This window comes from Comamonas sp. MYb21, assembly GCF_037479395.1.
Lineage (GTDB): Bacteria > Pseudomonadota > Gammaproteobacteria > Burkholderiales > Burkholderiaceae_C > Comamonas.
Map to the genome: position 1 here is coordinate 201729 of NZ_JBBGZC010000001.1, position 26528 is coordinate 228256.

Consider the following 26528-nt stretch of genomic DNA (forward strand, 5'->3'; position numbering starts at 1 on the left):
CAGTTGTTAAACAGCAGGGACCGCAGGGTTCAGGCTGTACAAGCCGGTGATGCTGGCCTGGCCCAGCACCGGGGCCTGGGCCAGCGCGGCGCGCACATTGGCCCCCGTAAGCGCACCCGGGACTGCCAAGCTGGGCGTGGCCAGCGCATAGACCGTGAACACATAGTGGTGCACCAGGCTGTCGTTCCAGGGTGGGCAGGGGCCGTCGTAGCCGTAGTACTCGCCTTGCATCTGCGCATCAGCAGCAAACCAGCCGGTATAGTCGTTGATGCCATGGCGCAGGCCCTGGGGCGCAGCCGGGCCGGGCTTGCCATGGGCGGTGATGCCATCGCACTGTGCACCGGCGGCGATCTCGGTGGTGCCCACTGGAATGTCCAGCAGCAGCCAGTGGAAGAAATCGACGCGCGGCAGATCGGCTGGCACCGTGCGGCCTTCCTGGTTCACATCGTCGCCCCGGCTGGGCACATCGGGGTCATGGCAGACGATGACAAAGGACTGGGTGCCCGCGGGCACATCGCGCCAGGCCAGGTGCGGATTGCGGTTGGACGACAGCGCCACATGGGCGCTGGCATCGGGCACGGCAAAAGCGAACTCGCCAGGGATCGCCTGGCCGTCTTGAAAGCTGTGGCTGCTGAGCTGCATCTGATAAATCCTTTGCGGGTATGAAAAAAGCCAAAGGGCCTCGACCGGGGTCAGGGCACTTTGGCAAATTCTAGGTTGCTGCTGCGCAGCTGTCAGTCAGGCGGTATCCGACAGGCGAGGTTCAATGCCCGCCGATATAGGCGAACTTGAACAGGAACAGCGCCGCAATGATCCAGACCATCCAGTGCACCTCGCGGGCGCGGCCGGTGAACAGCTTGATGGCCGCGTAGGAGATAAAGCCAAAGGCCAGGCCGTTGGCGATCGAGTAGGTAAAGGGCATCATCACGGCAGTGATGGCAGCGGGAATGGCCTCGGTGGTATCGGCCCAGTCCACCTCGGTCAGCTCCTTGAGCATTAGGCAGGCGACAAACAGCAGCGCAGGAGCAGTGGCATAAGCGGGCACCGAGCCTGCCAAAGGCGCAATGAACAAGCAGGCCAGGAACAGCACGGCCACCGTCACGGCCGTCAGCCCCGTGCGGCCACCGGCCTGCACGCCCGAGGCGCTCTCGACATAGGCCGTCGCGCTGGAGGTACCCAGCAGCGAGCCGGCAAAGATCGCGCCGCTGTCGGCCAGCAGCGAGCGGTGGAAGCGCTCCATCTTGCCGGGCACCAGCAGGCCCGCACGCTTGGCCACACCCATCAGGGTGCCGGTGGCATCAAACAGCTCCACCAGAAAGAACACCAGCACCACATTCAGAAAACCGCTGGACAGCGCGGTCTTGATATCGAGCTGCAGGAAGGTCGGCGCAATCGATGGCGGCGCCGAGAACACACCCTGGAACTGGTTGCCGCCAAAGATGAAGGAGGCCACGGTGACGGCCAGAATGCCGATCAGGATGGCGCCGGGCACACGCAGGCGGTCGAGCACCACGATCAGGAAAAAGCCCAGCGTGAACAGGATCACCGATGGCGAATGCAGATCACCCAGGGTCACCAAGGTGGCCTTGGATTCGACCACCACGCCGGCACTCTTGAGCGCAATCAGCGCCAGAAAGAGCCCGATACCGACGGTGATGGCCACGCGTATCGAAGCCGGTATGCCGTTGATGATCTGGTCGCGTATGCGAAAGATGGTGACCAGCAAGAACAGGCACCCGGAGACAAAGACCGCCCCCAGTGCCGCCTGCCAGGTGTAGCCCATGCCCAGCACCACCACATAGGCAAAGTAGGCGTTCAGCCCCATGCCCGGCGCAATCGCAATCGGGTAGTTCGCATACAGGCCCATCAGCACCGAGCCCAGCGCCGCAATCAGGCAGGTGGCGACAAACACCGAGCCCTTGGGCATGCCCGCATCCCCCAGGATGGAGGGGTTGACGAACATGATGTAGGCCATCGTCAAAAAGGTGGTGATCCCCGCCAGCACCTCGGTCCGCACCGTTGTGCCGTGCTCTCCCAGCTTGAAATATTTGTCCAGCGCGCTCATGGCTGCTCCTCGTGGTTATGCATCGTTAATGGGAAGCTGATTTCTATCGAAGGCGGCGAGTATCGCAGCTGCCCGCGCAGGCTGCCGGCTCGCAGCGTCAAAGCCCTGTCTGCACAGCCGCGATGGCGTCGAGCACCGCCTCGGCCGTGGCCGGTGCCCGCAGCGGCGGGCAGCAACCGGGCGCGCCGGTCGCAGCCACCGCATCGCGTATCGCAAACAGCACCGAGAACGGCAGCAGCAGCGGCGGCTCGCCCACCGCCTTGCTGCGGTGGATGGTCTCGTGCGGGTTGGCACCGTCAAACAGCTGCACATTCAGCACCGGTGGGCAGTCGTTGGCGGTCGGGATCTTGTAGGTGCTGGGGGCATGGGTCATCAAGGCACCAGTCTTGGGGTGCCAGACCAGCTGCTCCATCGTGAGCCAGCCCATGCCCTGGATGAACGCGCCCTCGACCTGGCCAATGTCCACGGCAGGGTTCAGCGACTGGCCCACATCATGGATCACATCGGCGCGCAGCAGCTTGCTCTCGCCGGTCAAGGTGTCCACCACCACCTCGCTGACGGCCGCGCCGTAGGCAAAGTAGAAGAAGGGCCGGCCACGCATGGCCGCCGCATCCCAGGACAGGCCAGGCGTCGCATAAAAGCCATCGGACCACAGCTGCACCCGCTCCAGATAGGCCTGTTTGACCAGGGCCTCAAAACGCAGGCTCTGGCCCGCGCAGTGCACCTCGTCATTGACAAAGCGCACCGATGCCGGATCGGCCCCATGCTGGGCTGCCAGGCAGGCGGCCAGGCGCTCGCGGATCTGGCGCGCCGCATCCTGCGCGGCCTTGCCGTTCAGGTCGGTGCCGGTCGACGCGGCCGTCGCCGAGGTGTTGGCCACCTTGGTCGTGTCGGTGGCCGTCACCCGCACCCGCTCAAAGGCCACGCCCAGCTCATGCGCCACCACCTGGGCCACCTTGGTGTTCAGGCCCTGGCCCATCTCGGTGCCGCCATGGTTGACGAGGATGGAGCCATCGTTGTAGACATGGACCAGGGCGCCGGCCTGGTTGAAGTGCTTGACGTTGAAGGAGATGCCGAACTTGACCGGGGTCAGCGCCAGGCCGCGCTTGAGCACGGGGCTCGTGGCATTGAAGGCATCGACCTGCGCGCGCCGCGCCCGGTAGTCGCTGCGCGCCTCCAGCTGCGCCACCAGCTCGTCGATGATGTTGTCGTCCACCTCCTGGCCATAGGGCGTGCACTGCCCACTGTCCTTGGCATAGAAGTTGGCACGGCGCACATCGAGCGCATCCTTGCCCAGCTGCCGCGCGATCGAGTCCATGATGTTCTCCATCACGATCGCGCCCTGCGGCCCGCCAAAGCCGCGAAACGCGGTATTGCTCTGGGTATTGGTCTTGCCCATGAAGCCGCGCATGCGCACATTGGGCAGCCAGTAGGCATTGTCGAAATGGCAGAGCGCGCGGGTCATCACCGGCGCCGACAGATCGGCCGAATGCCCGGCGCGCGAGACCATGGTCACCTCGGCGCCCAGGATGCGGCCGGCATCGTCATAGCCAATGTCGTACTCGTACCAGAAGCAATGGCGCCGGCCGGTGATCATGAAGTCATCGTCGCGGTCCAGCCGCAGCTTGACGGGCCGGCCCAGCTTGCGCGCAGCCACCGCCGCCACGCAGGCAAACAGCGCCGATTGCGATTCCTTGCCACCAAAGCCGCCGCCCATGCGCCGGCATTCCACATGCACCGCATGGGACTGCACGCCCAGCGCATGCGCGACCAGGTGCTGCATCTCGCTGGGGTGCTGGGTCGAGCAGAACACATGCATCGCGCCGCCCTCCTTGGGGATCGCGTAGCTGATCTGGCCTTCGAGGTAGAACTGCTCCTGGCCGCCCACTTCCCAGCTGCCCTGCAGGCGGTGCGGGGCCTGGGCAATGGCCTGGGGGGCGCCGCCGGCATCGGTCTCGCGCACCAGCTGCATCGGCGGCATCACATACTGGCCCAGCGCATGGGCCTGCTGCGGCGTCAGCACCGGCTCGGCCTCTTCCACCGTGACCAGCTTGCGCGCCATCGCGGCCACGCGCCGCGCGGTTTGCCGGTCGCGGGCCAGCACCGCAAACATGGGCTGGCCCAGGTAGCGGATCTCGCCATCACAGAGGATGGGGTCGTCATGGATGATGGAGCCGCAGTCATTGACACCGGGAATATCGGCCGCCGTCAGCACCGCCACCACACCGGGCTGGGCACGCAGCGCGTCCAGATCCAGCGACAGCAGGCGGCCATGGGCCACCGGCGACAGGCCCAGCGCGCAATGCAGGCTGCCGGCCAGCTCGGGCATATCGTCGATGTAGGCGGCCTCGCCGGCCACATGCCAGGCAGCAGACTCATGGCTGCGGCTGATGCCAACCTGGTGGCCCTGCTGGCGCGCCCGCGCCTCCTGCGCCACGTCGATGCGTGCCTTTTGGTTGTCGCGGTAATCGGCAAAGGCTTCGGCGCCTGCCAACACATGCTTGGGGATCGAGGTGTTCATATCAGGCTCCGGTGGCTGCGGCCTGCGGGGCCTGGGCGCTGCTGATCAAGTGCGGCATCGCGGCCCAGACGGTAGTGGCATCGGCTGGCAAGGGGGCATCGGCCCGGGTCTCCAGCCACAGGCGCTGCAGCAGGTTCTGCGCCACCTTGAGGCGGTAAGCGGCGCTCGCCCGCATGTCGGTCATTGGTTGAAAATCCTCGGCCAGCGCGGCCTGGGCGCGCTGCACGGCCTGCACCGTCCAGGCCTGGCCCAGCAGCGCAGCTTCTGCCTTGGCGGCGCGCCGCACTGTGGCCGCCATGCCGCCAAAGGCCAGGCGCACGGTCTCCACCTGGCCCTGGGCATCCAGCTGCAGCGAAAAGCCCGCGCACAGTGCCGAGATATCGCAGTCAAAGCGCTTGCTGATCTTGTAGGCCCGCACCTGGCGCGCCTGCACCGCCAGCGGCACGCGCAGGCCCTGCACCCACTCGCCGGGCTCCAGCTGGTTCTTCATGTAGTCCACATAAAAATCGGTCAGCGGCATGCGGCGCAGGCGCTCGCCCAGGCGCAGCTCGATCTCGGCATCCAGTGCCATCAGCACCGGCGGGGCATCGCCAATCGGCGAGCCATTGGCCACATTGCCGCCCATGGTGCCGGCATGGCGCACGGGCGGCGATGCAAAGCGCAGCCAGACCTCGGTGAGCGTCGGAAAGCGCTGGGCCAGCGCGGCCCAGGCGGCTTCGAGCGAAGCACCCGCACCAATGCAGAGCATGCCATCGCGCTCTTCGATGCGGCGCAGCTCGGCCACGCGCCCCACGGCAATCAAATCGCCCAGCGGCCGGAACTGCTTGTTGATCCACAAGGCCACATCGGTGGTGCCGCCGATCATGCGGGCATCGGGCAGCGCAGCGCGCAGCTGGGCCAGGCTCTCAACGCTGGCCGGCGCGTGGAAATGCTGGGGCTGGCCGCCACTGGGGCGGTAGGCATAGCTCCAGTCGGCATCGCTGCGCAGCGCCTGCAGGGCCGTCACCACGGGCGCCGCATCCAGCTGGCGGGCGGGCAGGTCCAGCATCTGCTGGCCGGCATCCAGAATCGGCCGGTAGCCGGTGCAGCGGCAGAGGTTGCCGCTCAGTGCATCGGCCAGCTGCTGGCGCGTGGGCGCCGCGCCCTGGCTGGCCTGCTGCCGCTCATACACGGACCACAGCGACATGACAAAACCGGGCGTGCAAAAGCCGCATTGCGAGCCATGGCAGTCCACCATGGCCTGCTGCACCGGGTGCAGGTCGCTGCAAGCCTCGCCAGCCTCCTTGGGGCGGCAGCTGGTCTTCATGTCTTCTACCGTGAAGAGCGCCTTGCCATGCAGGCTGGGCAGCAGCTGGATGCAGGCATTGACGGTCTGCAGCTTGAGGCCTTGCACGGCCTGTGGATCGCCGGGTTCAGCCAGCTCAGCGAGCATCACCGTGCAGGCGCCGCAATCGCCTTCGTTGCAGCCCTCCTTGGTGCCGGTGCAGCGCGCGTCCTCGCGCAGCCAGTCCAGCACACTGCGCGTGGGGGCCAGGCCTTCAACTTCGGTGATACGGCCTTGGTGGTAGAAACGGATGGCTTGTGGGGCGGTCATGGGGCTCATGGTGGGGCTCGGTCGCGCATTGCCGCGCCGGTCTGCAAAACTGTGTACAAGCGTAGTGTGCCGCGCGGCGCCAGCCATAACAAGCCAGCGATAGGCGCTATGGTGCAGCGCATATATTTTTGGGTTAACCCGCATCTTTCTGGCCCGCAAAAACGTAAGCAATGGTCGCGCCTTGCGGGTTTACCAGGGCTGCGGCCATGGCAAGCAGGTATATTGCCTGGATGATGTTCCGCCGCCCCCACCCTGCGATGCGCCAGCTCGCCACCGCCGTCAGCCTGGGCCTTGCCGCCTGCGCCGTATTTGCCCAGACCAGCGCGCCGCAAGAGCCGCCGAATCTGAGCCAGGCCGAGTTCCAGTCCTGTTTGAGCGAGCTGCGCAGCAGCAAGGCCTTTGCCGCGATCACGCCGGCCACCTTCAGCCAGTACACCGCCCAGCTCCAGCCCGATGCCACGGTGCTGCCGCTCCTCAACCGCCAGCCCGAGTTCACGATGCCCGTCTGGGACTACATCGCCGTGCTGGTCGACGAGCAGCGCGTGGCCGAAGGCCGCGCTGCCTATGCCAAGTGGAAGGACACCCTGGACAAGATCGAACAGAGCACGGGCGTTGCCCCGCAGATCGTCATCGGCGTCTGGGGCGTGGAGAGCAACTTCGGCCAGAACCTGGGCGGGCGCTCGCTGGTGCAGTCGCTGGGCACTCTGTCCTGCTTTGGCCGCCGCCAGGCCTATTTCCGGGGCGAGTTCGCCAGCGCGCTGCGCATTCTGCAAGAAGGCCATATTGCCGAGTCCAAGCTGGTGGGCTCCTGGGCGGGCGCCTTTGGCCAGACCCAGTTCATGCCCTCGACCTTTTTCCGCAGCGCCGTGGACTTTGACGGCGATGGCCGCCGCGACATCGTCGACAGCGTGCCCGATGCGCTGGCCTCCACCGCCATGTTCCTGAAGAACGCCGGCTACCGCCCGGGCCAGCCCTGGGGCTTTGAGGTCAAGCTGCCCAGCGGTTTCAGCACCGCCGATGCCGGCCGCAAGAACAAGAAGCCGCTGGATTTCTGGCGCTCGGCCGGCGTCACCCTGGCCAATGGCGATCCGCTGCCCGATTCGCTGCCATCGGCCGGCCTGATGATCCCGGCCGCCGGTGGCCCCGCCTTTCTAGTAGGACGCAATTTTGATGCGCTCTACAGCTACAACGCCTCGGAAAACTATGGCCTGGCCATTGCGCAGCTGTCCAACCTGGTGGCCGACAGCCAGCAGAGCCAGATCAGCTTTGTCACCCCCTGGCCGACCGACGACCTGGGCCTGTCGCGCGCGCAGAACAAGGAGCTGCAGCAGGCGCTGCTGACCCGGGGTTATGCGATTGGCGAGCCCGACGGCATGATAGGCGCCAAGACGCGCGAGGCCATCAAGGCCGAGCAAAACCGCCTGGGCATGAAGACCGATGGCCGCGCGGGCCAAAAGCTGCTGCGCGCGCTCGCCAACTGATACCGCTGGAGCCACACCATGATTGTCACCACCACCCCCAGCGTTGAAGGCAAGCGCATCAGCCGCTACTGCGGCATCGTCAATGGCGAGGCTATCTTGGGCGCCAACTTTTTCAAGGACTGGTTTGCCGGCATCCGCGACATTGTTGGCGGCCGCTCGGGCACCTACGAGAAAGAGCTGCAAAAGGCCAGAGACATTGCACTCAATGAGCTGCAGGAGCGCGCCAAGGCGCTGGGCGCCAATGCCGTCGTCGGCATCGATCTGGACTACGAAGTGCTGGGCAAGGACAACGGCATGCTGATGGTGTCGGCCAGCGGCACGGCCGTCGTCGTCGACTAAGCGCCTCTGTCCGTGTTGCGGCAGTCCCCTTGCGGGGGCTGCAGCACCTTTTAGCGCTTGGCCTGTTTGACGCCCGCGCCGCGCACTTCCAGGCGAATGCTGTCCAGCACCTCGCCCTGCGCATTGACCAGCTCCACCTGGTGGCGGCCCGGCCAGGGCAGCCAGGCCCAGCGCGCGCCGCGCGCAACATCCTTGCCATCGATGCGCCAGCGCGCAGCGGCCGAATCGGCGACAAACTGCAGGCGCTGTCGCTCGGGTGGAATGTCCGGGTCCACCGCGACAATCGTGCCGTTGGCCGGGGCCAGAATGCGCACCGCAGGCGGTGCTGCCGAGCCAGTGCCGTCGGCCGATCGCCCGGCAAAGCTGCGGCCGCCCACCATCTCATCGACCCCGGTGGCCTGGCCATCCAGCGCAAAGCGCGGCTGCGCGGTGCCGGCCAGGAACCACTCCTCACGCCGCGCCTCCAGCGCAAAGCCGGCACCCGATTGCCCAGCAGGCGCCGGGCCAAAATCCACCCATTGCGCCTGCAAACCGGCCGGCGGCTTGGGCGCACGGCTGGGCTGGCCCTGGTGCAAAAAGCCCATGATGCTGGCCCAGACGGGTGCCGCGCCGCTGGTGCCGCTGACCGAATGCATGGCCTCGCCGCTGGCATTGCCGACCCAGACGCCGACCGTGTAGCGGTCGGACCAGCCGACGGCCCAGTTGTCGCGCATGTCCTTGCTGGTGCCGGTTTTCACCGCCGCCCAGCTGCGCGTGCCCAGCACGCTATCGAGGCCAAAGGTGCGCACGCGGGCATTGCCATCGGCCAGCATATCGCCCACCACATAGGCGGCGCCCGCATCCATGGCCTGGCGGAACTGCGGCTTGCCGCCGCGCGCATAGGCCACCGGGCTGTAGCGCCCGCCATTGGCCAGTGCGCGGTAGGCATTGGTCAGCTGCACCAGCGGAATATCAGGGCTGCCCAGCGCCAGGCTGTAGCCAAAATAGCTGCCGCTCTCGCGCATCGGCATGCCCAGGCGCACCAGCTGGTCAAAGAAATCGTCAACACCCACCATCACCAGGGTGCGCACCGCCGGCACATTGAGCGAGGCGCCCAGCGCCGTGCGCACCGACACCCAGCCTTTGAAGCTGCGGTCGTAGTTCTGCGGAATATAGAGGCCGCTGGCCGTCGGAATGCGCGCGGGCGAATCCTCGATCAAGGACGCAGCCGTCAGCTTGTGCTCGGCAATTGCCTGGCCATAGAGAAAGGGCTTCAAGGTCGAGCCCGGCTGGCGCGGCGCCAGCACCGCATCGACCGCATGTGCCTGGCTCAGTGCGCCGGAGGACCCCACCCAGGCCAGCACCTCGCCGCTGGCGTTGTCCAGCACCAGCACCGCGCCGTCCTGCACATTGCTGCCCTGCAAGGCCTGCAGGTGCTGGCCCAGCATATCGACCGCATAGCGCTGCAGCGGCGCGCTCAAGGTGGTGCGCAGGCTGGCCATGGCCGCCTGCTGGGTTTTGCCATCCGCGCCTTGCCGCGCCTCGCGCAGCGCAATGCGGCTGAAGTGCGGCGCAATGCCTTCGCTGGCATCAAAGGCGCGCTTTTTCAGCGCAATCTCGGTGAAGAACACAATCGCTTCGCAGTCCAGCTTGGGATCGCGCCGCATCTCCTTGAGCACCCCGCAGGCGCGCTGGCCCACCTGGCCGGGCCGCGCATTGGGCGCGCGCACCAGCGCGGCGGCCACGGCGGCCTCGCGGTCGTCCAGGCCATGGGGGGCCTTGTCGAACAGGGTGCGCGACAGCGCATCAATGCCCACCAGCTCGCCCCTAAAAGGCACCAGGTTCAGGTAGGCCTCCAGGATCTGGGTCTTCTGCCAGCGCCGGTCCAGCACCTGGGCGGCCACCGTCTGGCCCACCTTTTGCACCACCGAGCGGCCGCCATTGCTGCGCCGCCAGTCGCCGTCGAGCAGGCCGGCCAGCTGCATGCTGATGGTGCTGGCCCCGCGTGTGCGCTGGTTCCAGAGGTTGCCCCAGGCAGCCGATGTGACGGCCGCCCAGTCCACGCCACTGTGCTCGTAAAAGCGCTTGTCCTCGCTCAGCAGCATGGCGGTGCGCAGCGCAGCCGACACATCGCCCAGCGCCACCCAGTCGCCCCGGCGCACCGTGCTGTCGGTGCGCACCCTCTGCAGCAGCTCGCCTTCGCGCGAGAGCACCCGCGTCTCCGACGAGCTGAAGTCCTGGCGCACCTCGCCAAAGCTGGGCACGGCCTGGGCCAGTGGTGCATGCACCAGGCAGGCCAGCGCCAGCAGCCGCCAGCGGGCTATAGCGCGCAGCCTCATGGCGCCACGGGCACAACCGTCACCTTGGGGTTGGGTGCCATGCCGAACATCTCGGGCGCATACAGCGCCTCGACGCGGGTCGATGGCAGCGCAAACTCACCGGTGTTGTTGACGCGGTAGCTGTACTGCAGGCTGAGCTTGCCCTGCGGCAGGTAGCCGTAGTAGGCGCGGTAGCTCTCGAACGACCGCTCCTCGAACGCCTTCCAGCCCCAGCCGGTCGATTTCTCGCCGGCGGTGGACAGTGCCGAGTCCCGGCCCAGGCCGCTGCCCAGGATGGTGGCGCCGCCCGGGATCGGATCGGTGATCGCCACCCAGGTCATGTTGGCGCTGGCGTTCACCTCCAGGGTCACGCGCAGCACATCGCCCCGGGTGTACTGGCCGGCGGGCAGGTTCTTGTTGGCCTGCTCGACGGCCACCACGGTCTTGCTGATGGTGTAGCCGGCCGACAGTGGCTGCTTGAGCGGCACGGCCGCCTGCGATTGCACCGTCAGCCAGGGCTTGCCGCTGCCCTTTTGCTGCACCTTGAGGCTCTGGTTGCCAGCGGCCCAGGGCAGGTCAATGGTGTTGTTGAGCCACTGCGCCACCTGCTCGGTCGGGCCGGGCGTGCGCTTGCCGCCTTGGGCCAGCAGCTCGATCGCATCCTGCGCCTTGGTCACGCGGCTCCAGTCCACGGTGCCGGACTTGCCGGCCATGCTGGCCTCGGTGGTGCCGGTCACGGGTGTGGACTCATAGGTGCGCGAGAAGCGTTCCAGCGCCAGCGCGCCCCAGAGGTTGGCCGTGGTCGTCGTCCAGGCACCGCTCTTCTGGCGGCTGATGAAGCTGCTGGCCAGGCGTGGCATGTCGTCCTTCCAGGCCGGGTCGTCCATCACCACCAGCAGGAAACGCGCCAGGGTGGTATCGCCGTTTTGCATCAGCCACCACCAGTAGTCGTTGTTCTCGTTGGCGAACAGCACCTTGGTGCCCTGGTAGCTCAGGCGCGCACGCAGGATCTGGTTGGCCTCTTCGAGCAGCTTGCTGCGGTTGGGCACATCCTTCATATGGCCCAGAATCGACAGCCAGTCCACCACCGTCTGGGTGGGCCAGTCATTGGGTGCAATCTGGATGCTGGTCAGCATGCGCGGCTGCGCCTTGCCATACAGCGCCAAGGCGTTGATGGCGGCGAGCTTGCGCACTTCCAGGTCGGAGCGTGGGCTCCAGAACTTGCGCTCGATGCGGCCATCGATGAAGCGGGCCAGCGCGTCCTGCATGCGGCCCAGCGGCGCAGGGGGAATAGCAAAGGCCGGGTCGATGCGCTTCATCTCGAAAGCGGCCTGCAGCAGGTGGGCGGTCAGCGCATCGCTGCCGGTGTTGCTGCTGCCCGCTTGCGGCGGGAAGTAGTTGGCCAGGCCGTCGCCATCGAGGTAGGTGGGCAGGCGCTCCATCGTGCTCTTCCACAGCGCTGCATCCTGCATGCCGATGGATTTGCTGGTGGTCTGCTCCAGGCAGGCATACGGGTAGGCACGCCACCAGTCACGCACACCGGGCAGGCCTTCTGCCAGGCGCGGCACCAGCGACAGCTTCAGGCCGCCACGGCCGGGCAAGGCATCGGCCGGTGCGCTGACCGGCATATCCAGGCTGCCGTCGAGCTGCACCAGGGTGGCCTGCAGGGTCTCCACCGCCACAGCAGGCACCACACGCTGGCTGACCTTGAGCGCATCGGCGGCATCGCCCTGCTTGTCCTTGGCGCTGATCTCCCAGAGCAGCTCGCCCTGGCGGCTTTGCGACATGTCGGCAGGCGCCGTCACGCTCCAGCTCACGGTGCGGGCCTCGTTGGCCGCCACTTCCACTGTCTGCGGCTCGAGCTGCAGCAAGGTCGCCTTGGGGGTCACCAGCACCTGCATGGGCTTGCTGGTGGTGTTGCGCAGGGTGACCTGGGCGTCATAGCGGTCGCCATCGCGCACCAGCGGCGGCAGGCCGCTGATGATCTGCAGCTCCTGCGTGGTGCGGATCTGGGTCGTGCCGGTGCCAAACAGCTCCAGCCCACTCTCGGCCACGGCCACGATCTTGAAGCTGGTGAGGGCATCATTGAGCGGCACATCGACCTCGGCGCGGCCGTTCGCATCCAGCACCACATTGGGCTGCCACAGCAGCAGGGTGTCGAGCAGCTCGCGGGTCTGGCCATTGCCACCGCCGCCGCCCGCTGCCACGGCCTTGCGGCCATAGTGGCGCCGGCCAATGATTTCCATCTGGGCGGTGGAGGTCTCCACGCCCCAGGAACGCTTTTGGTACATGGCTTCGAGCAGCGCCCAGGTGTCATTGCTCTTGAGCTCCAGCAAGGCCTGGTCCACGGCCGCCACCGACACGGCCGCGCCCGCCGCCGGCTTGCCATTGGGCAGCTTGGCTTCGATCGTGACCTTGGCGGTGTTGCGGATGCGGTAGCTTTCCTTGTCGCTCTTGACGGTCACGGCCAGCTGGCGGTCGGCAATGCCGACGCGGATCTCGGCCGCGCCCAGGCGGTAAGCGGGTTTGGACAGGTCCACCAGCGCGGTGGGCGCCACATATTCCTTGCCCTCGTACCAGAACGAGGTCCACCATTCACGCGGCGACTTGAAGCCCCAGGTGAAGAAGCTGTACCAAGGCACTTCGCGCAGGCGGCCACGCAGCGCCATCACGCTGACATAGACATTCGGGCCCCAGCCCTCCTGCACCTTCAGGTTGACCGTGGGGTCATCGCCGCGCAGGGTGATCACCTGGCTGGAGAGCACGCCTTCGCGCTCCACCGTCACCAGCGCCGTTGCTTCGCGGAAAGGCATGCGCACCTGGAAGCGTGCGGTGTCGCCCACCTTGTAGGATTTCTTTTCCGGCAGCAGGTCCATGCGGTCGGTGTCTTCACCGCCAAACCAGAGCTCGCCCTGCTTGGTCACCCAGACCGAGGTCGCGGCCTTGGAGCTGCGGTTCTTGTCGTCGGTCGCCTCGGCAATCAACTCGGTCTCGCCGCCTTCGCTCAGCTGGGTGTCGCAGGCCAGCAGGCCCTTGGCATCGCTCTTGCCGCTGCAGACCACACCCAGGTCCTTGTAGCTCTCATGGTTCTCGTAGCTGTAGAAGCCGCCCACCATGCGCTTGCGCGTGGAGGTGACCACACGCGCCACCGCGCGCACCTGCAGCTTGACGCCGGAGACGGGCTTGCCCGACGGCGTCAGCGACAGCGCCTGGAAGCCCAGCTTCTTGTCGGTGGAGGCCCAGTTCTCGGCCTTGATGCCGGCGACCACCGAGGCGGGCCAGATCACGCTGTGGTGGCTGATGGTCTGCACCTCACCATTGGGGTCGGAAAAACTCGCCTCCAGCAGCAGATCCTGCGGCGCCACGGAGCTGGGCACCTGCTCGATCTCGGCCTTGCCCACGCCATTGGCATCCAGGGTCAGCGCCAGCTTGTCGGCAATCACGCGGCGGTCATTGCTGTAGTCCTCGCCATCGTTGCCCGCGCCGGGCAGCTTGCGGCTCAAATAGGGCCGGCCAAACGAGAAGCTGTCGTAGTCCTCAAAGCTCACCGCATGCGACTGGATCGCGGCTGAGACCTTGACCGCCTCCTTGGCCGCTGCGCCGCCCGAGAGGTAGGACAGTTGCACCTGGGCGCCCAGCTTGCCCGGCTGCACGATGGGCGCAGGCTGGTCCGGCGTCACGCTGCCCTTGAACACCGGCAGGCGGTACTCTTCCACCCGGAACGAGCCGGTCTGCATCTCCATCGATCCCCATTTGCCCTTGCCGCCCTTGAGCGTGATGCGGTAGGTGCCCAGCTTGGCGGCTTTGGGAATCTTGAACTCGGACACGGCCGACAGGCCCTGGCCCGGGCGCTCCCAGCTGATGGGCAGCTCAAACTCGTCGTTGCTGCCCACATGGGTGATGACCACCTGGTTGGGCAACTGCTCCTTGCCGGGCAGGCCCAGGCCGCCCATGGTCTGGCTGCGGATCAGGTGCTTCATCGACACCGTCTCGCCAGCGCGCAGCAGGCTGCGGTCCAGCACCGTGTGGGCGACCACATCCTGCACGGGGCTGCTGTCGGTCTCGAGGTTGAAGCGCCAGCTCTCGATGCCGCGCTGCCAGTCGCTCCAGACAAAGGCCATGTCCTGCTTGCCGTCCACCGTGGCGCGCGCGCTCACAAAGTAGGCAGCGCTGGTGTCGCTGTTGGCGCCCGCCTCGCAGCGCACCTGCGCCTGGGTGTCGAGCTTGTCAAAACGGGCCACGCCGTCCTTGTCGGTCGTGCCCTGCACCAGCGTCTTGCCGTCGCAGGTAGAGATGCGTACCTGGGCATTGGCCACCGGCTTACCCTTGTCCAGGCTGGTCACCCAGGCCATCGCGTTTTCACGCCCCAGCTTGAAGTGCACGCCCAGGTTGGTCACCAGCGCCGAGCTGCGCACAAACATCACGCGGCGGGCACTGTCGTAGTCGGTGTTGAGCAGTGCGTCGCCCAGCATGGGCGAGGCGATCTCGACGACATGGAAACCGGTCTCCAGCGGAATGCCCACGACCTCAAACGGGCGCGGGTCCTTGCTGTCGGTCTTGGGCAGGGCCAGCTTCTTGCTGGTGGCCTGGCCTTCGAGCAGCGAGAGCATGCGGGTCTCGACATAGTTCTTGTCGCCATCGGGCAGCACATTGGGCAGCGGGATCTTGCTGTCCTGCGCTGCCTGCTTGCGGCTGACCTGCCAGTTGTCGTAGCGCTGGAGCTTGCGGTACCAGCGGATGATGTCGGCATCGCTTTGCAGCTGCAGGGTCGAGACAGTGCCCTTGTCCTCGATCGACAAGCCCTGGATCTGCAGGTCCTGCTCCACATTGCGCAGGGTCACCGGGAACATGGCCGGGCCCTTGTCGCCTTCGGCAAAGCGCTCGACCACGCCAAACGGCGAGGCGGCAAACTTGGCCAGCGGTGGCATCAGCCCGCTTTGCACCTGCAGCGGGAACAGGTTGGCATTGGCCAGCGGCCGGTCCGATTCGTCCTTGAAGCCCTGGGGCAGCACGATGCGCATCGTCTCCTTCTCGCCAAAGGGCGGCGCAAACTGCAGGCGGTTGACCTCGCCTTCATCCCCGTCATCGGGGAAGCTGGCCTTGACCTTGCCCTTGGAGGTTTCCAGGAAGATGCCTTCTGCGAGCTTGCGGTCCACCGAAGCGCTAAAGAGCAGGTTGAGCGGGCGGATCGGCAGGCAGCCGGCCTGCGCATTGGCGCGCTCGCAGCTGAACTCGGCCGTGAACGGCGGGCGCACCTGGTAGTCGAAGCGGCGCTCACGCGTCTGCTTGACGCCGTTGTCGGTGCTCACCCCCGCGCCCACCACCAGGCTCATCTGCGCACCCTCGGGCAAGGCCCGCTGGCATTGCAAGGCCACATGGCGGCGCGGCCGCTGCTGCAAGCTATCGCGGCCAAACTGGCTTTGCATGAAGTCATCGGACTCCGAGGCGCTGAGGATGCGCACTGGAATGCGCTCCCCGATGCCCTTGACCGTGCACCAGGTGTTGTCCTGCACCGAGCTGGTCACGACATCGGCATTGAACTGCAGGCCAAAGAACTGGCGGCTGTCGAGCGGCTGGTAGCTGCTGGGCACCACGCGCGTCACCGACGGCCCTCCGGTGGCAAAGCGGTACTGGGCCGCGCCCTTGACCGGCTCGCCGGCAGCATCCTTGAGGTTGGCGACCTTTTCGACCGTGCAGCGCACACCGGGCGGCAGGTCATCGGCCAGGTCAAACACCCATTCGCGCGGGCCCGTCCAGCGTCCCGTCCCCTGGCTCTGGGCCTGTTTGTTGTCGCAGTCGAGTTTGACGGGCGCTGCCGCACGCAGATCGCCCATCGGCACCACGGCCGCATCGAACTTGACGACTATTTGCCGTACCCGGGCCACCTCGCCCTGCGGTGACACCGATGTGATGCTTGTGGCATGGGCTGACAGGCCCAGCGCGGCCCAGCCGGCGCCCGCCAGCCAGCGTTGTAATGTTGTATTCACGGAGCTCTCCCCTAGGATGGTGAGAGCGTACCAAAATTAGCCTGCGCCAGTGTTGGCTGGCCGCCCAGGGCAGCCAGGTGTTTCATTTGGCAACAAGATGAGCCTATTTATTGGGCTTGTGGCTTGCCAGGGCTCTGCCGATGCATGCCATGCTGTCCAACAGCGCCAGTCCAGCTCACTGGGGCTGGAAGCCGCTGTCGCGGATGATGCGGGTCCAGACGGCCGAATAGGCGCGCTCGCGGGCCAGCAGCTGCTCGGGCGTCATATAGCCCACGCTCAGCCCCATGCCCACCAGCTGCTCATGCACATCGGGGGCAGCCACGGCCTTGGCAACCGCCTGCGATACGGCCTGCACCATCTCGGGGGGCGTGCCGGCGGCGGCATAGATGCCGTAGTAAGGCATGTCTTCCAGACCCGGCAGACCCAGTTCGCTGAAGGTCGGCACATCGGGCAAGGCCTGCTGGCGCTTGCCGCCCAGCACGGCCAGCACGCGGATCTTGCCGGCCTTGTGGCTTTCGATGAAATCCTGCACCGAGCCAATGCCGGCGGGGATCTGGTTGCCCATCATGTCAGCCAGCATGGGCGCGCTGCCCCGGTAGGGCACGGACACCAGGTCGGTCTTGAAGCGCTGGTTCAGCACCCGCACCAGGAACTCCGGCGTCGATGCCGGCGCCGGAATGCCCACCGCACTTTTGCCGCCCTGCTTTTTGAGCCACTGCAGATAGGCCTCGAAGCTGCGCACGCCCAGGCCGTCGGAGACCGCAATCGCATTGACAAAGCTGGCAAAACCGGCCACCGGCACAAAGTCCGCATGCGGGTCAAACCCTGGATTCTTGATGACCTGGGGCAGGATGGAGATCGTGTGGTCGTGGGTGACGAAGAAGGTCGCGCCATCGGCTGGCGAAGCCTTGAGGATCTGGGCCGCAATCTGGCCGCCCGCGCCGGGCTTGTTCTCCACCACGACCGAGGTGCCCAGGCTGTCCTTCATCTTCTCGGCCAGCAGCCGCGCGATCACATCGGTGCCGCCGCCCGGTGGAAAGCCCACCAGCAGCCGCACCGGCTTGCCCTTGTTGTAGCCCGCCGCCCAGCTGGGGCCAGCCAGCCACCCGGCCGCAGCAGCGGCCAGCAGTCGTTGGGAGAAATGGCGGCGGCGCAAGGGCATGCTGGGCTTTCAGGAATCGAAGAAGAACCGTTCAAGCAAAGCTTATGCCAGGCGGGTGCGGTGCTTGGCCAGCTGGGCACGCACCTGCACGGGCGCCGTGCCCCCCAGGGTGTTGCGCGCGTTCAGCGAGCCTTCCAGGCTCAGTGCCTCGAAGACATTGGCTTCGATATTGGGGTTGAAGGCCTGCAGCTCGGCCAGTGGCAGCTCGGTCAGGTCCACACCCTTTTGCGAGGCCAGCTTGACGGCATGGGCCACGGTCTCATGCGCATCGCGGAAAGGCAGGCCCTTCTTGACCAGGTAATCGGCCAGATCGGTGGCGGTGGCATAGCCCTTGAGCGCTGCGGCACGCATGTTGTCGGCGTTGACGGTGATGCCGCCTTCCTTGGCGCCGGTCGCAGGGTTCACCTGGCCGCCGATCATCTCGGCGAAGATGCGCAAGGTGTCCTTCAGGGTGTCGACGGTGTCGAACAGCGGCTCCTTGTCTTCCTGGTTGTCCTTGTTGTAGGCCAGGGGCTGGCCCTTCATCAAGGTGATCAGGCCCATCAGGTGACCGACCACGCGGCCGGTCTTGCCGCGCGCCAGCTCTGGCACATCGGGGTTCTTCTTTTGCGGCATGATCGACGAGCCGGTGGTGAAGCGGTCGGCAATGCGCACAAAGCCAAAGTTCTGGCTCATCCAGATGATCAGTTCTTCCGACAGGCGGCTGATGTGCACCATGCACAGCGAGGCCGCTGCGGTGAATTCAATGGCGAAATCGCGGTCGCTGACGCCGTCCAGCGAGTTCTGGGACACGCCTTCCATGCCCAGGGTCTGGGCGACACGCTCGCGGTCCAGCGGGTAGGTGGTGCCGGCCAGTGCAGCGCTGCCCAGCGGCAGCACATTGACGCGCTTGCGCACATCGAGCATGCGCTCGGCATCGCGCTTGAACATTTCCACATAGGCCAGCAGGTGGTGGGCAAAGCTCACCGGCTGGGCCACCTGCAGGTGGGTAAAGCCCGGCAGGATCACGTCGACATTCTTCTCGGCCACTTCCACCAGCGACAGCTGCAGCTCACCCAGCAGGCCTTCGATCAGGTCGATCTCGCCGCGCAGCCACAGGCGCACATCGGTGGCGACCTGGTCATTGCGGCTGCGGCCGGTGTGCAGGCGCTTGCCCGCGTCGCCCACCAGCTGGGTCAGGCGCGCCTCGATGTTCAGGTGCACGTCTTCCAGGTCCAGCTTCCACTCAAAGCTGCCCGCTTCGATCTCCGAGGTGATCTGCGCCATGCCCTGCTCGATGGAGGCCAGGTCCTGCTCGCCGATGATCTTCTGGGCGCAGAGCATCTGCGCGTGGGCCAGGCTGCCCTGGATGTCTGCCTGCCACAGGCGCTTGTCGAAAAACACACTGGAGGTGTAGCGCTTGACCAGATCGCTCATGGGTTCGGAGAACAGCGCCGACCAGGCTTCGGACTTGGAATCGAGCTGGTTGTGCGAAGGAGACGAAGCTTGTGGTGTAGACATGAAGGTCGCAATATTCGGGTTAAGCTGCCAGTTGCGCTGCGGAAACACAGCCCGCGGTGCTGTGCCTGAGGCCCGCCAAAGCCCTGGGCGAAAAACCAGGATTTTATCGACCCTGCACGACCATGCCAGCAACATCAACTAATCCAGCACCACGCGAAGCCATCGTCGGCACCGCCTATGTGTTTGATGCCTGCACCGCCAGCGTGATCGGCCGCACCGTGGCCCTGGTCGAGACTGTGGTGGCCATTGCCGCCGCCTTTGGTGCCAGCGGCCTGGCCGACTGGTTCTTTCAGCTGGCGCTGCTCACTGCCGTGGTGCTGCCCGCCAGCCTGCTGTGGCTGGTGCTGGCCTGCCAGCAAAAAAAGCTGCTGCAGCGCTGCAGCACGCAGCGGCAGTACCTGGCCGGGGCCGCGCTGGGCGTGGTCTGCGGGCTCTTGGCAGCCATGCTCTACCAGTGGGCCACCCTGTCGGCGCAAACAGCCTGGCTGGCCAGCGCAGCGGCCGGGGGCTTTTTGGCGGCGATGGTGGTGGTGGGCCTGCAGTGGCGCGCCCAGGCCCGCACGCCGGCGGCCACCACCGCGCGCCTGGCCGAGCTGCAGGCGCGCATCCGGCCGCACTTCCTCTTCAATGCACTCAACAGTGCCGTTGCGCTGGTGCAGGACCACCCGCAAAAAGCCGAGGCCATGCTCGAAGACCTGAGCGACCTGTTCCGCCATGCGCTGACCGAAAAGCGCGAGGCTTCGACCCTGGCCGAAGAGGTGATGCTGGCGCGCCGCTACCTGTCGATCGAGCAGATCCGCTTTGACGACCGCATGGCCGTGCGCTGGAACCTGGACTCGCGCGCCGATGACGCCACCGTGCCGCCGCTGTTTCTGCAGCCGCTGGTGGAGAACGCCGTCAAGCACGGCATCGAGCCCAGCCATGGCCATGGCCGCATCATCATTGCCACGCGCCGGCGGGGCAATATGGTGCAGATCCAGATCATCAACACCACGCCGCGCCCCTTTAGCGCCCCCCAGCCCGAGCGGCGCGCCGGCACCGGCACAGCCATCCTGAATGTGAAAAAGCGCCTGCGCCTGCTCTACGACCTCGAATACGACTTCAAGGCCACCAGCAAGGATGGCATCTACATGGTGCGCATCAGCATCCCTGCTTGAGCGGGTGCAACGACACGACGGCCGGTGTTGGCAGGCGGCACCGGGCTCCGCTAGCATAGCGGCCATGCGAGTATTGATTGTGGATGATGAAGCGCTGGCCCGAAGCCGGCTGCGGCGCCTGCTGGTCGAGATAACACCAGCGCCCAGCGCCGTGCACGAGGCCGCCAATGCCCCCGAGGCACTGCAGGCGCTGGCCAGCGCCGCAGAGCGGAGCGAGCCCTTTGATGTGCTGCTGCTGGACATCCATATGCCGGGGCACAGCGGCATGGAGCTGGCGCGCCAGCTGCAGCAGCAGCCCGCAGCCCCCGCCGTGGTCTTTGTCACCGCCCACCCCGAGCATGCGCTGAGCGCCTTCGAGGTCAATGCCGCCGACTACCTGACCAAGCCGGTGCGGCGCGAGCGCCTGGCCGCTGCGCTGCACAAGGTGGCCCTGGTCGCCCAGGCCCATGCGCTGCGCCAGGCGCCGGCCCAGACCGAGCCGGATGCCGAGACCGACAGCTTGCTGATCACCGACCGGGGCCGCACCGAGCGGGTGCGCCTGGCCGATGTGCTGTATTTCAAATCCGAGCTGAAGTATGTGACCGTGCGCACCGCCACCCATGCCTACCTGTGGTCGGGCAGCCTCAATGATCTGGAGACGCGCTTTGCCAAGCGCTATTTGCGCGTGCACCGCAATGCGCTGGTGGCGCCGTCTGCGATACGCTGCCTGGAAAAGGCCTGGGGGGGGGACGACAGCGACGGCTGGCAGCTGCGCCTGTTTGGCATCGAGGATGTGCTGCTGGTCTCGCGGCGCCAGCTGCCGGTGGTGCGGGCCTTGCTGGCCAACAAGGGCGGCGGCCTGCGCGCAGGCTGAGCCCTACCCTTCCTCATTTCTCATCTGTTTCAGTGCTTGTGCCCGTCGTGGTCGCCATGCGCATCCTGCGCGCCATGGGCCTCATGCTGCTCGGCCGGGCCGTGCGCATGGCCATGGTGGTCATGGTCGCCATGCGCCCAGGTGCTGACCGCGCTCACCACCACCATGCCGATGGCCAGCCAGACCACCTGCTGCACCGTCTGCTTGGCCGTCAGCTGGCGCTGCAGCTGCGGGATCAGATCAGCGAGGGCCACATAGATAAAGCTGCTCGACGCAATGGCCAGGAAGTACGGCAGAAAATCCGCCAGTGAGCTGACCAGGAAATAGCCAACCACGCCGCCCAGTGCCGTCACCGCACCAGCGAGCGACAGCTTGAGCAAGGCCACCTTGCTCTGGCTGCGGCTGCCATTGCCCGACAGCACCACCAGGTCGCCCATATGGTGGGGCACCTCATGGGCCAGCACCGAGATGGCCGCCACAATGCCCAGCCACATATCGGCCATGAAGGCCGACGCAATCAGGATGCCGTCGCCAAAGCAGTGCACGCTGTCGCCGGTCAGCAGCGACCAGCCGCCCGCGCTGTTGTTGTGCGTGTGGCCGTGGTGGTGGTGTGCATGGCCATGCGGGCCATCGGCGTGCTCGCCGTCCGCATGCTCGCCATGGGCATGGCCGCGCTCTTCGGGCAGCGCATGGCGGTGCTCATGGCCGTGGTGCCACAACTCGGCCTTGTCCAGCAAGAAGAAAAACACCAGACCCAGCAGCAGCACCACAAACAGCGCCTTGGGGTTGATCTGGCTCTCGAAAGCCTCGGGCAGCAAATGCACAAAGGCGGTGGCGAGCAAGGCGCCCGCGGCCAGGCTCAGCAGGTGCTGGGCACCAAAGCGGCTGCCCTGGCTGCCAATGCCCGTGCGCATCAGCGCTGCGGCCACCCACACACTGCCCAAACCGGCAGCAAGGGTCGCCAGCACGATTGCGATCAAAGTCATGAAACCATCCTTCAGCGGGGCCGGACTTGGCAAAAACGCCGCCAACCCGGGCCGGCCCATCGCTCATCCGCGCAGCCCCCGGGCACCCGTGCCCTCTCCAACATGCCGCGCATGGTAGCACTTTGTTGCAACGCAGTTGCATTAACCACCCCAAATCCTGTGCAGGTGACAGGACTTGGGGCGGCCCGAGTGGAACCTCTGCGACTGCGAGCACCACCCAGGATTGTGGACACCGGCGTCAGTGCGCCTTTTCCCAGTTCGGGCCAAAGCCGATCTCGGCGATCAACGGCACCTTCAGGTCGGCCACGCTGGCCATGATGGCCGGGATCTCCGTGCGCAGCCATTCCTGCTCGGCAGCGGGCAGCTCGAACACCAGTTCATCGTGCACCTGCATGATGACCAGCACCTCGGGCTTGTCTGCATCGAGCTTGGCCTGCACAGCGACCATGGCCTTCTTGATCAAATCGGCCGCCGTGCCCTGCATGGGGGCATTGATCGCAGCGCGCTCGGCCGCTTTCTTGCGCGGGCCATTGCCGCCATTGATCTCGGGCAGCACCAGGCGCCGGCCGAACACGGTCTCGACATAGCCCTGCGCATGGGCCAGCTCCACGGTCTGGTCCATATAGCGCTTGACGCCGGGGTAGCGCTGGAAGTACTTGTCGATATAGGCGGCAGCGGCCTTGGTCTCGATGCCCAGGTTCTTGGCCAGGCCAAAGCTGCTCATGCCATAGATCAGGCCAAAGTTGATGACCTTGGCATAGCGGCGCTGCTCGCTGCTGACCTGGTCCAGCGCCACGCCAAACACCTCGGCGGCGGTGGCGCGGTGCACATCCAGGCCATCGCGGAAGGCGTTGAGCAGCGCCTCGTCACCCGACAGATGCGCCATGATGCGCAGCTCGATCTGCGAGTAGTCGGCACTGGCAATCAGCTTGCCCTCGGGCGCAACAAAGGCCTCGCGGATGCGGCGGCCTTCGGCGGTGCGCACAGGAATGTTCTGCAGGTTGGGGTCGTTGCTGGACAAGCGGCCCGTCACGGCCACCGCCTGCGCATAGTGCGTGTGCACGCGGCCATCGCTGGGCAAAGCCATCTGCGCGAGTTTGTCGGTATAGGTGCCCTTGAGCTTGGACAGCGAGCGGTGCTCCAGAATCTTGGCCGGCAGCGGGTAGTCCTCGGCCAGCTTCTCCAGCACTTCCTCGTCGGTGCTGCGCGCGCCGGTGGCGGTTTTCTTCACCACGGGCAGGCCGAGCTTGTCAAAAAAGATCTCGCCGAGCTGCTTGGGGCTGCTCAGGTTGAACTGCTGGCCGGCGATCTCATAGGCCTCGGCCTCCAGCGCCAGAATGCGGCGGCCCAGGTCATTGCTCTGGCGCGCCAGCTCGGGCGCATCGATGCGCACGCCATTGCGCTCGATGCGGAACAGCGCCTCGCTGGTCTGCATCTCCAGCGCATAGATATGCGCCAGGCCCGCATTGGCTTCGATGCGCGGCCACAGCACGCGGTGCACATCCAGGGTCTGGTCCGAGTCTTCGCAGCTGTAGGCCGCTGCCTTGTCCACCGGCACCTGGGCAAACGGGATCTGGCCCTTGCCCTTGCCGCAGAGGTCTTCGTAGCTGATGCCGGTGCGGCCGGTGTGGCGCAGCGCCAGGCTGCCCAGGTTGTGGGGGCGGTCGGCTTCGAGCACATAGGACTGCAGCATGGTGTCATGCGCATAGCCCTGCACGCGGATGCCATGGTTGGCCAGCACATGCTGGTCGTATTTGACATGCTGGCCCAGCTTCTTTTTGCTGGCGTCTTCCAGCCAGGGCTTGAGCTTGGCCAGCACCAGGTCGATGGGCAGCTGCTCGGGCACATCCAGGCCTTCATGGCGCAGCGGCACGTAGGCCGCCTCACCCACCTGCACGCTGAACGAGATGCCGACGATGCGGGCCTGCATTTCGTCGAGCGAATCGGTTTCGGTGTCCAGCGCCGTCAGCTCGGCCGCCTGCAGTTTCAGCAGCCAGGCGTCCAGATCGGCCTCGGTCAGGATGGTGTGGTAGACCACATCGCGCTGCTGGGCCTCGATGGCCACCTCGGTCACGGCGGCATCGGCGCTGTCAAACAGGCCCGCCTGGCCGGACGCGCTGTCGCCCGTCGCCTTGGCGGACGCGGGGGTAGCGGCAGAGCCCAGCGCGCGCGCCAAGCCCTTGAAGCCATATTGCTCGTAGAACGGCACCAAGGCCACGGCATCGGGCTCGCCCAGGGTAATGCCATCGAAGGCAGGCAGGCCCTGGATATAGTCGTCCAGCGCGCAATCGGTCTTCATCGTCACCAACTGGCGGCTGAGCGCCAGCTGGCCGCTGGCGATCGCATCGCGCAGGTTCTGGCCAGCAACGCCCTTGATCGTGTCGGCCTTGGCAATCAGCTCATCGAGCGAGCCGTGCTCCTCCAGCCACTTGGCGGCGGTCTTGGGGCCCACCTTGCTGACGCCAGGCACGTTGTCCACCGTATCGCCCACCAGGGCCTGGTAGTCGACCATCTGCGTGGGCGGCACGCCAAATTCGGCGGTGACGCCGGCGACATCGCGGCGCTTGCCATTCATCGTGTCGATGATGGTCACATGCTCGTTGACCAGCTGGCTCAAGTCCTTGTCGCCGCTGGAGACGATCACCTGGATGCCCTGCTGCGAGGCCATCTGGGCCAGGGTGGCAATGACATCGTCGGCCTCGACACCGGGCACGGCCAGGATCTTCCAGCCCAGCAGCTGCACCACCTCGTGGATGGGGGCGATCTGCGAGCGCAGGTCATCGGGCATCGGCGAGCGTGTGGCCTTGTACTCAGTGTAGAGATCGTCGCGAAAGGTCGGGCCGCTGGCATCGAAAACACAGACCGCGTAGTCGGCCTGTATGTCTTTACGCAACGCCTGCATCATATTGACCATGCCGCGGATGGCGCCGGTGGCCGGGCTGGCAGGATCGCCGGGAACCGCACGAAGATCGGGCATGGCATGGTAGGCACGGTACAGATAGCTGGAACCGTCCACCAGCACTAAAGTAGGAGGATTACGCATATTGACATTGTGCCCGGTACGCAAACACCGGGCGACAACTTACAATTGGGCCATGCGCGCAATTACCACTTCTTTCATCGCCCAGGCCCTGGCACTGGTGCTGGCAGCCCCTGCGCTGGCCCAGCAACCCGCAGTTCCTGCACAGGCGCCTGCGGCGCAACCCGCTGCACAGCCAGCGGCCCCTGCCGACGCAGCGCCCGCGAACGACAAGTACAACCAGAAGGCCGAGTACATCCGGGTGGAAGACGCGGGCAGCCGCATCGATGAGGTGCGCATTGGCGGCCAGACCCAGAGCATCCATGTGCAGCCCAAGATGGGCAATATGCCCGGCTACGAGGTCAAGCCCACCGACGGCGCCCGCGCCCGCCCTGACGGCTTTGGCGACACCCAAAGCAAGAAGCGCGTCTGGAATATCGGCAATTTCTGAGCGCGATACCAGAGCGAATAGCCCAGCGCCGCGCAGGCTTGCGATAATCGCCCCTTTGCACCCGCCGCTTAGCGGGCCAGGCCAGCCACAGAGGCTGGCCTTGTTTTTGTAGTGACGATATACATCCATGGCTGTTTTCACCGAAGTATCCGACAAGGCTGCCAAGGCCTTGCTCAAGCGCGTCCCACTGGGCGATTTCGTCTCGTTGCGCGGTATTGAAGGCGGTATTGAAAACACCAACTACTTTCTGACCACCAGCCAGGGCGAGTACGTGCTGACCCTGTTCGAGCGCCTGCGTGCCGACCAGCTGCCGTTCTATCTGTACCTGATGAAGCACCTGGCCAAGGCCGGCGTGCCCGTGCCCGAGCCCCAGGCCGATGGCAAGACCGGCGACATCCTGCTGCAGGTCGAGGGCAAGCCCGCTGCCATCGTCGGCAAGCTGCCCGGCAAGAGCCAGCTGGCGCCCCAGGCGGCGCATTGCCAATCGCTGGGCGAGGTGCTGGCCAGAATGCACCAGGCCGCCCTCGACTACCCGCGCCAGCAGCCCAATCTGCGTGGCCTGCCCTGGTGGAACGAGACCGTGCCGGTGGTGCTGCCCTACCTGGACAGCGCCACTGCCGAGCTGCTGCGCAGCGAACTGGCCTACCAGAACCATGTGGCGCAAAGCTCGGCCTATACCGCGCTGCCGCACGGCCCGGTGCATGCCGATCTGTTCCGCGACAATGCGATGTTCGAGGGCGAGACGCTGACCGGCATCTTTGACTTCTATTTCGCCGGTGTCGATACCTGGCTGTTCGACATTGCCGTGGTCATCAACGACTGGTGCATCGACCTGGCCACCGGCGCCATCGACCTGGCGCGCGCCGATGCGCTGCTGGCCGCCTACCAGGCCGTGCGCCCGCTGCAGGCCTGCGAGCGCGAACTGCTCAACGCCATGCTGCGCGCTGGCGCGCTGCGCTTTTGGATCTCGCGCCTGTGGGACTTCTACCTGCCGCGCGAAGCCTCGCTGCTCAAGCCGCACGACCCGACCCATTTCGAGCGCGTGCTGCGCGAGCGCCTGGCCACGCCTTACCAGCTGAAATAAGCGACCTGTTCAAAGCAACCCAGGGCGCGCCC

General features: G+C 66.1%; 16 protein-coding genes. 6 read left to right on the plus strand and 10 right to left on the minus strand.

Annotated elements, in window-relative coordinates; all coding sequences use genetic code 11:
• Window positions 1-6: 6 nt before the first annotated feature.
• The 4 genes from WH367_RS00960 to xdhA form a co-directional block, all read right to left on the minus strand.
• The gene (locus tag WH367_RS00960) at window positions 7-642 is read right to left on the minus strand and encodes a YbhB/YbcL family Raf kinase inhibitor-like protein (RefSeq protein WP_339533760.1); all 636 of its coding nucleotides are present in this window, start codon (window positions 640-642) and stop codon (window positions 7-9) included.
• 121 nt (window positions 643-763) lie between these two features.
• Window positions 764-2065 carry an NCS2 family permease gene (locus WH367_RS00965; protein WP_312988782.1) on the minus strand — a complete coding sequence of 434 codons (1302 nt, stop codon included), beginning with the start codon at window positions 2063-2065 and terminating at the stop codon, window positions 764-766.
• A 97-nt stretch (window positions 2066-2162) separates the two neighbouring features.
• Complete coding sequence (gene xdhB, locus WH367_RS00970) at window positions 2163-4586, minus strand: xanthine dehydrogenase molybdopterin binding subunit (protein WP_339533761.1); 2424 nt, start codon at window positions 4584-4586, stop codon at window positions 2163-2165.
• Between the two features lies 1 nt (window position 4587).
• The gene (gene xdhA, locus WH367_RS00975; protein WP_339533763.1) at window positions 4588-6189 is read right to left on the minus strand and encodes a xanthine dehydrogenase small subunit; all 1602 of its coding nucleotides are present in this window, start codon (window positions 6187-6189) and stop codon (window positions 4588-4590) included.
• Window positions 6190-6386: 197 nt separating this feature from the next.
• Here xdhA and WH367_RS00980 point away from each other — a divergent pair, with 197 nt between their 5' ends.
• Both WH367_RS00980 and WH367_RS00985 read left to right on the plus strand, forming a co-directional pair.
• Window positions 6387-7661 (plus strand): lytic murein transglycosylase, encoded by a 1275-nt coding sequence (locus WH367_RS00980; RefSeq protein ID WP_339533765.1) that lies wholly within the window; start codon window positions 6387-6389, stop codon window positions 7659-7661.
• Between the two features lie 18 nt (window positions 7662-7679).
• A complete protein-coding gene (locus WH367_RS00985) occupies window positions 7680-8000 on the plus strand; it encodes a heavy metal-binding domain-containing protein (RefSeq protein WP_021027576.1) in 321 nt (106 codons plus the stop codon).
• A gap of 50 nt (window positions 8001-8050) precedes the next feature.
• On the opposite strand, the gene pbpC is transcribed toward WH367_RS00985, so the two are convergent.
• The 4 genes from pbpC to argH all read right to left on the minus strand — a co-directional run bounded on the left by pbpC (window position 8051) and on the right by argH (window position 18946).
• The gene (gene pbpC, locus WH367_RS00990) at window positions 8051-10318 is read right to left on the minus strand and encodes a penicillin-binding protein 1C (protein WP_339533767.1); all 2268 of its coding nucleotides are present in this window, start codon (window positions 10316-10318) and stop codon (window positions 8051-8053) included.
• Complete coding sequence (locus tag WH367_RS00995; protein WP_339533769.1) at window positions 10315-16284, minus strand: alpha-2-macroglobulin family protein; 5970 nt, start codon at window positions 16282-16284, stop codon at window positions 10315-10317. The genes pbpC and WH367_RS00995 overlap by 4 nt, the downstream gene beginning before the upstream one ends.
• A 175-nt stretch (window positions 16285-16459) precedes the next feature.
• Complete coding sequence (locus WH367_RS01000) at window positions 16460-17446, minus strand: Bug family tripartite tricarboxylate transporter substrate binding protein (protein WP_339533771.1); 987 nt, start codon at window positions 17444-17446, stop codon at window positions 16460-16462.
• Between the two features lie 42 nt (window positions 17447-17488).
• The gene (gene argH / locus WH367_RS01005) at window positions 17489-18946 is read right to left on the minus strand and encodes an argininosuccinate lyase (protein ID WP_116927565.1); all 1458 of its coding nucleotides are present in this window, start codon (window positions 18944-18946) and stop codon (window positions 17489-17491) included.
• A gap of 122 nt (window positions 18947-19068) precedes the next feature.
• Between argH and WH367_RS01010 the strand changes: the two genes are divergently transcribed.
• Complete coding sequence (locus WH367_RS01010; protein ID WP_339533773.1) at window positions 19069-20103, plus strand: sensor histidine kinase; 1035 nt, start codon at window positions 19069-19071, stop codon at window positions 20101-20103.
• A gap of 64 nt (window positions 20104-20167) precedes the next feature.
• Window positions 20168-20956 (plus strand): LytR/AlgR family response regulator transcription factor, encoded by a 789-nt coding sequence (locus WH367_RS01015; RefSeq protein WP_339533775.1) that lies wholly within the window; start codon window positions 20168-20170, stop codon window positions 20954-20956.
• A 29-nt stretch (window positions 20957-20985) separates the two neighbouring features.
• Here WH367_RS01015 and WH367_RS01020 read toward each other — a convergent pair whose 3' ends face one another.
• Together WH367_RS01020 and polA are read right to left on the minus strand one after the other, a co-directional pair.
• The gene (locus tag WH367_RS01020; RefSeq protein ID WP_339533777.1) at window positions 20986-21942 is read right to left on the minus strand and encodes a ZIP family metal transporter; all 957 of its coding nucleotides are present in this window, start codon (window positions 21940-21942) and stop codon (window positions 20986-20988) included.
• Window positions 21943-22180: 238 nt separating this feature from the next.
• Window positions 22181-24985, minus strand: a complete 2805-nt coding sequence (gene polA, locus WH367_RS01025; protein ID WP_339533779.1) for a DNA polymerase I — start codon at window positions 24983-24985, stop codon at window positions 22181-22183.
• Between the two features lie 52 nt (window positions 24986-25037).
• On the opposite strand from polA, the gene WH367_RS01030 reads away from it, so the two are divergent.
• A complete protein-coding gene (locus tag WH367_RS01030; RefSeq protein WP_339533780.1) occupies window positions 25038-25412 on the plus strand; it encodes a hypothetical protein in 375 nt (124 codons plus the stop codon).
• Window positions 25413-25539: 127 nt separating this feature from the next.
• Entirely contained in the window at window positions 25540-26496 is a 957-nt protein-coding gene (locus WH367_RS01035; RefSeq protein ID WP_339533782.1) for a homoserine kinase, read from the plus strand.
• The last annotated feature ends 32 nt before the right edge of the window (window positions 26497-26528 follow it).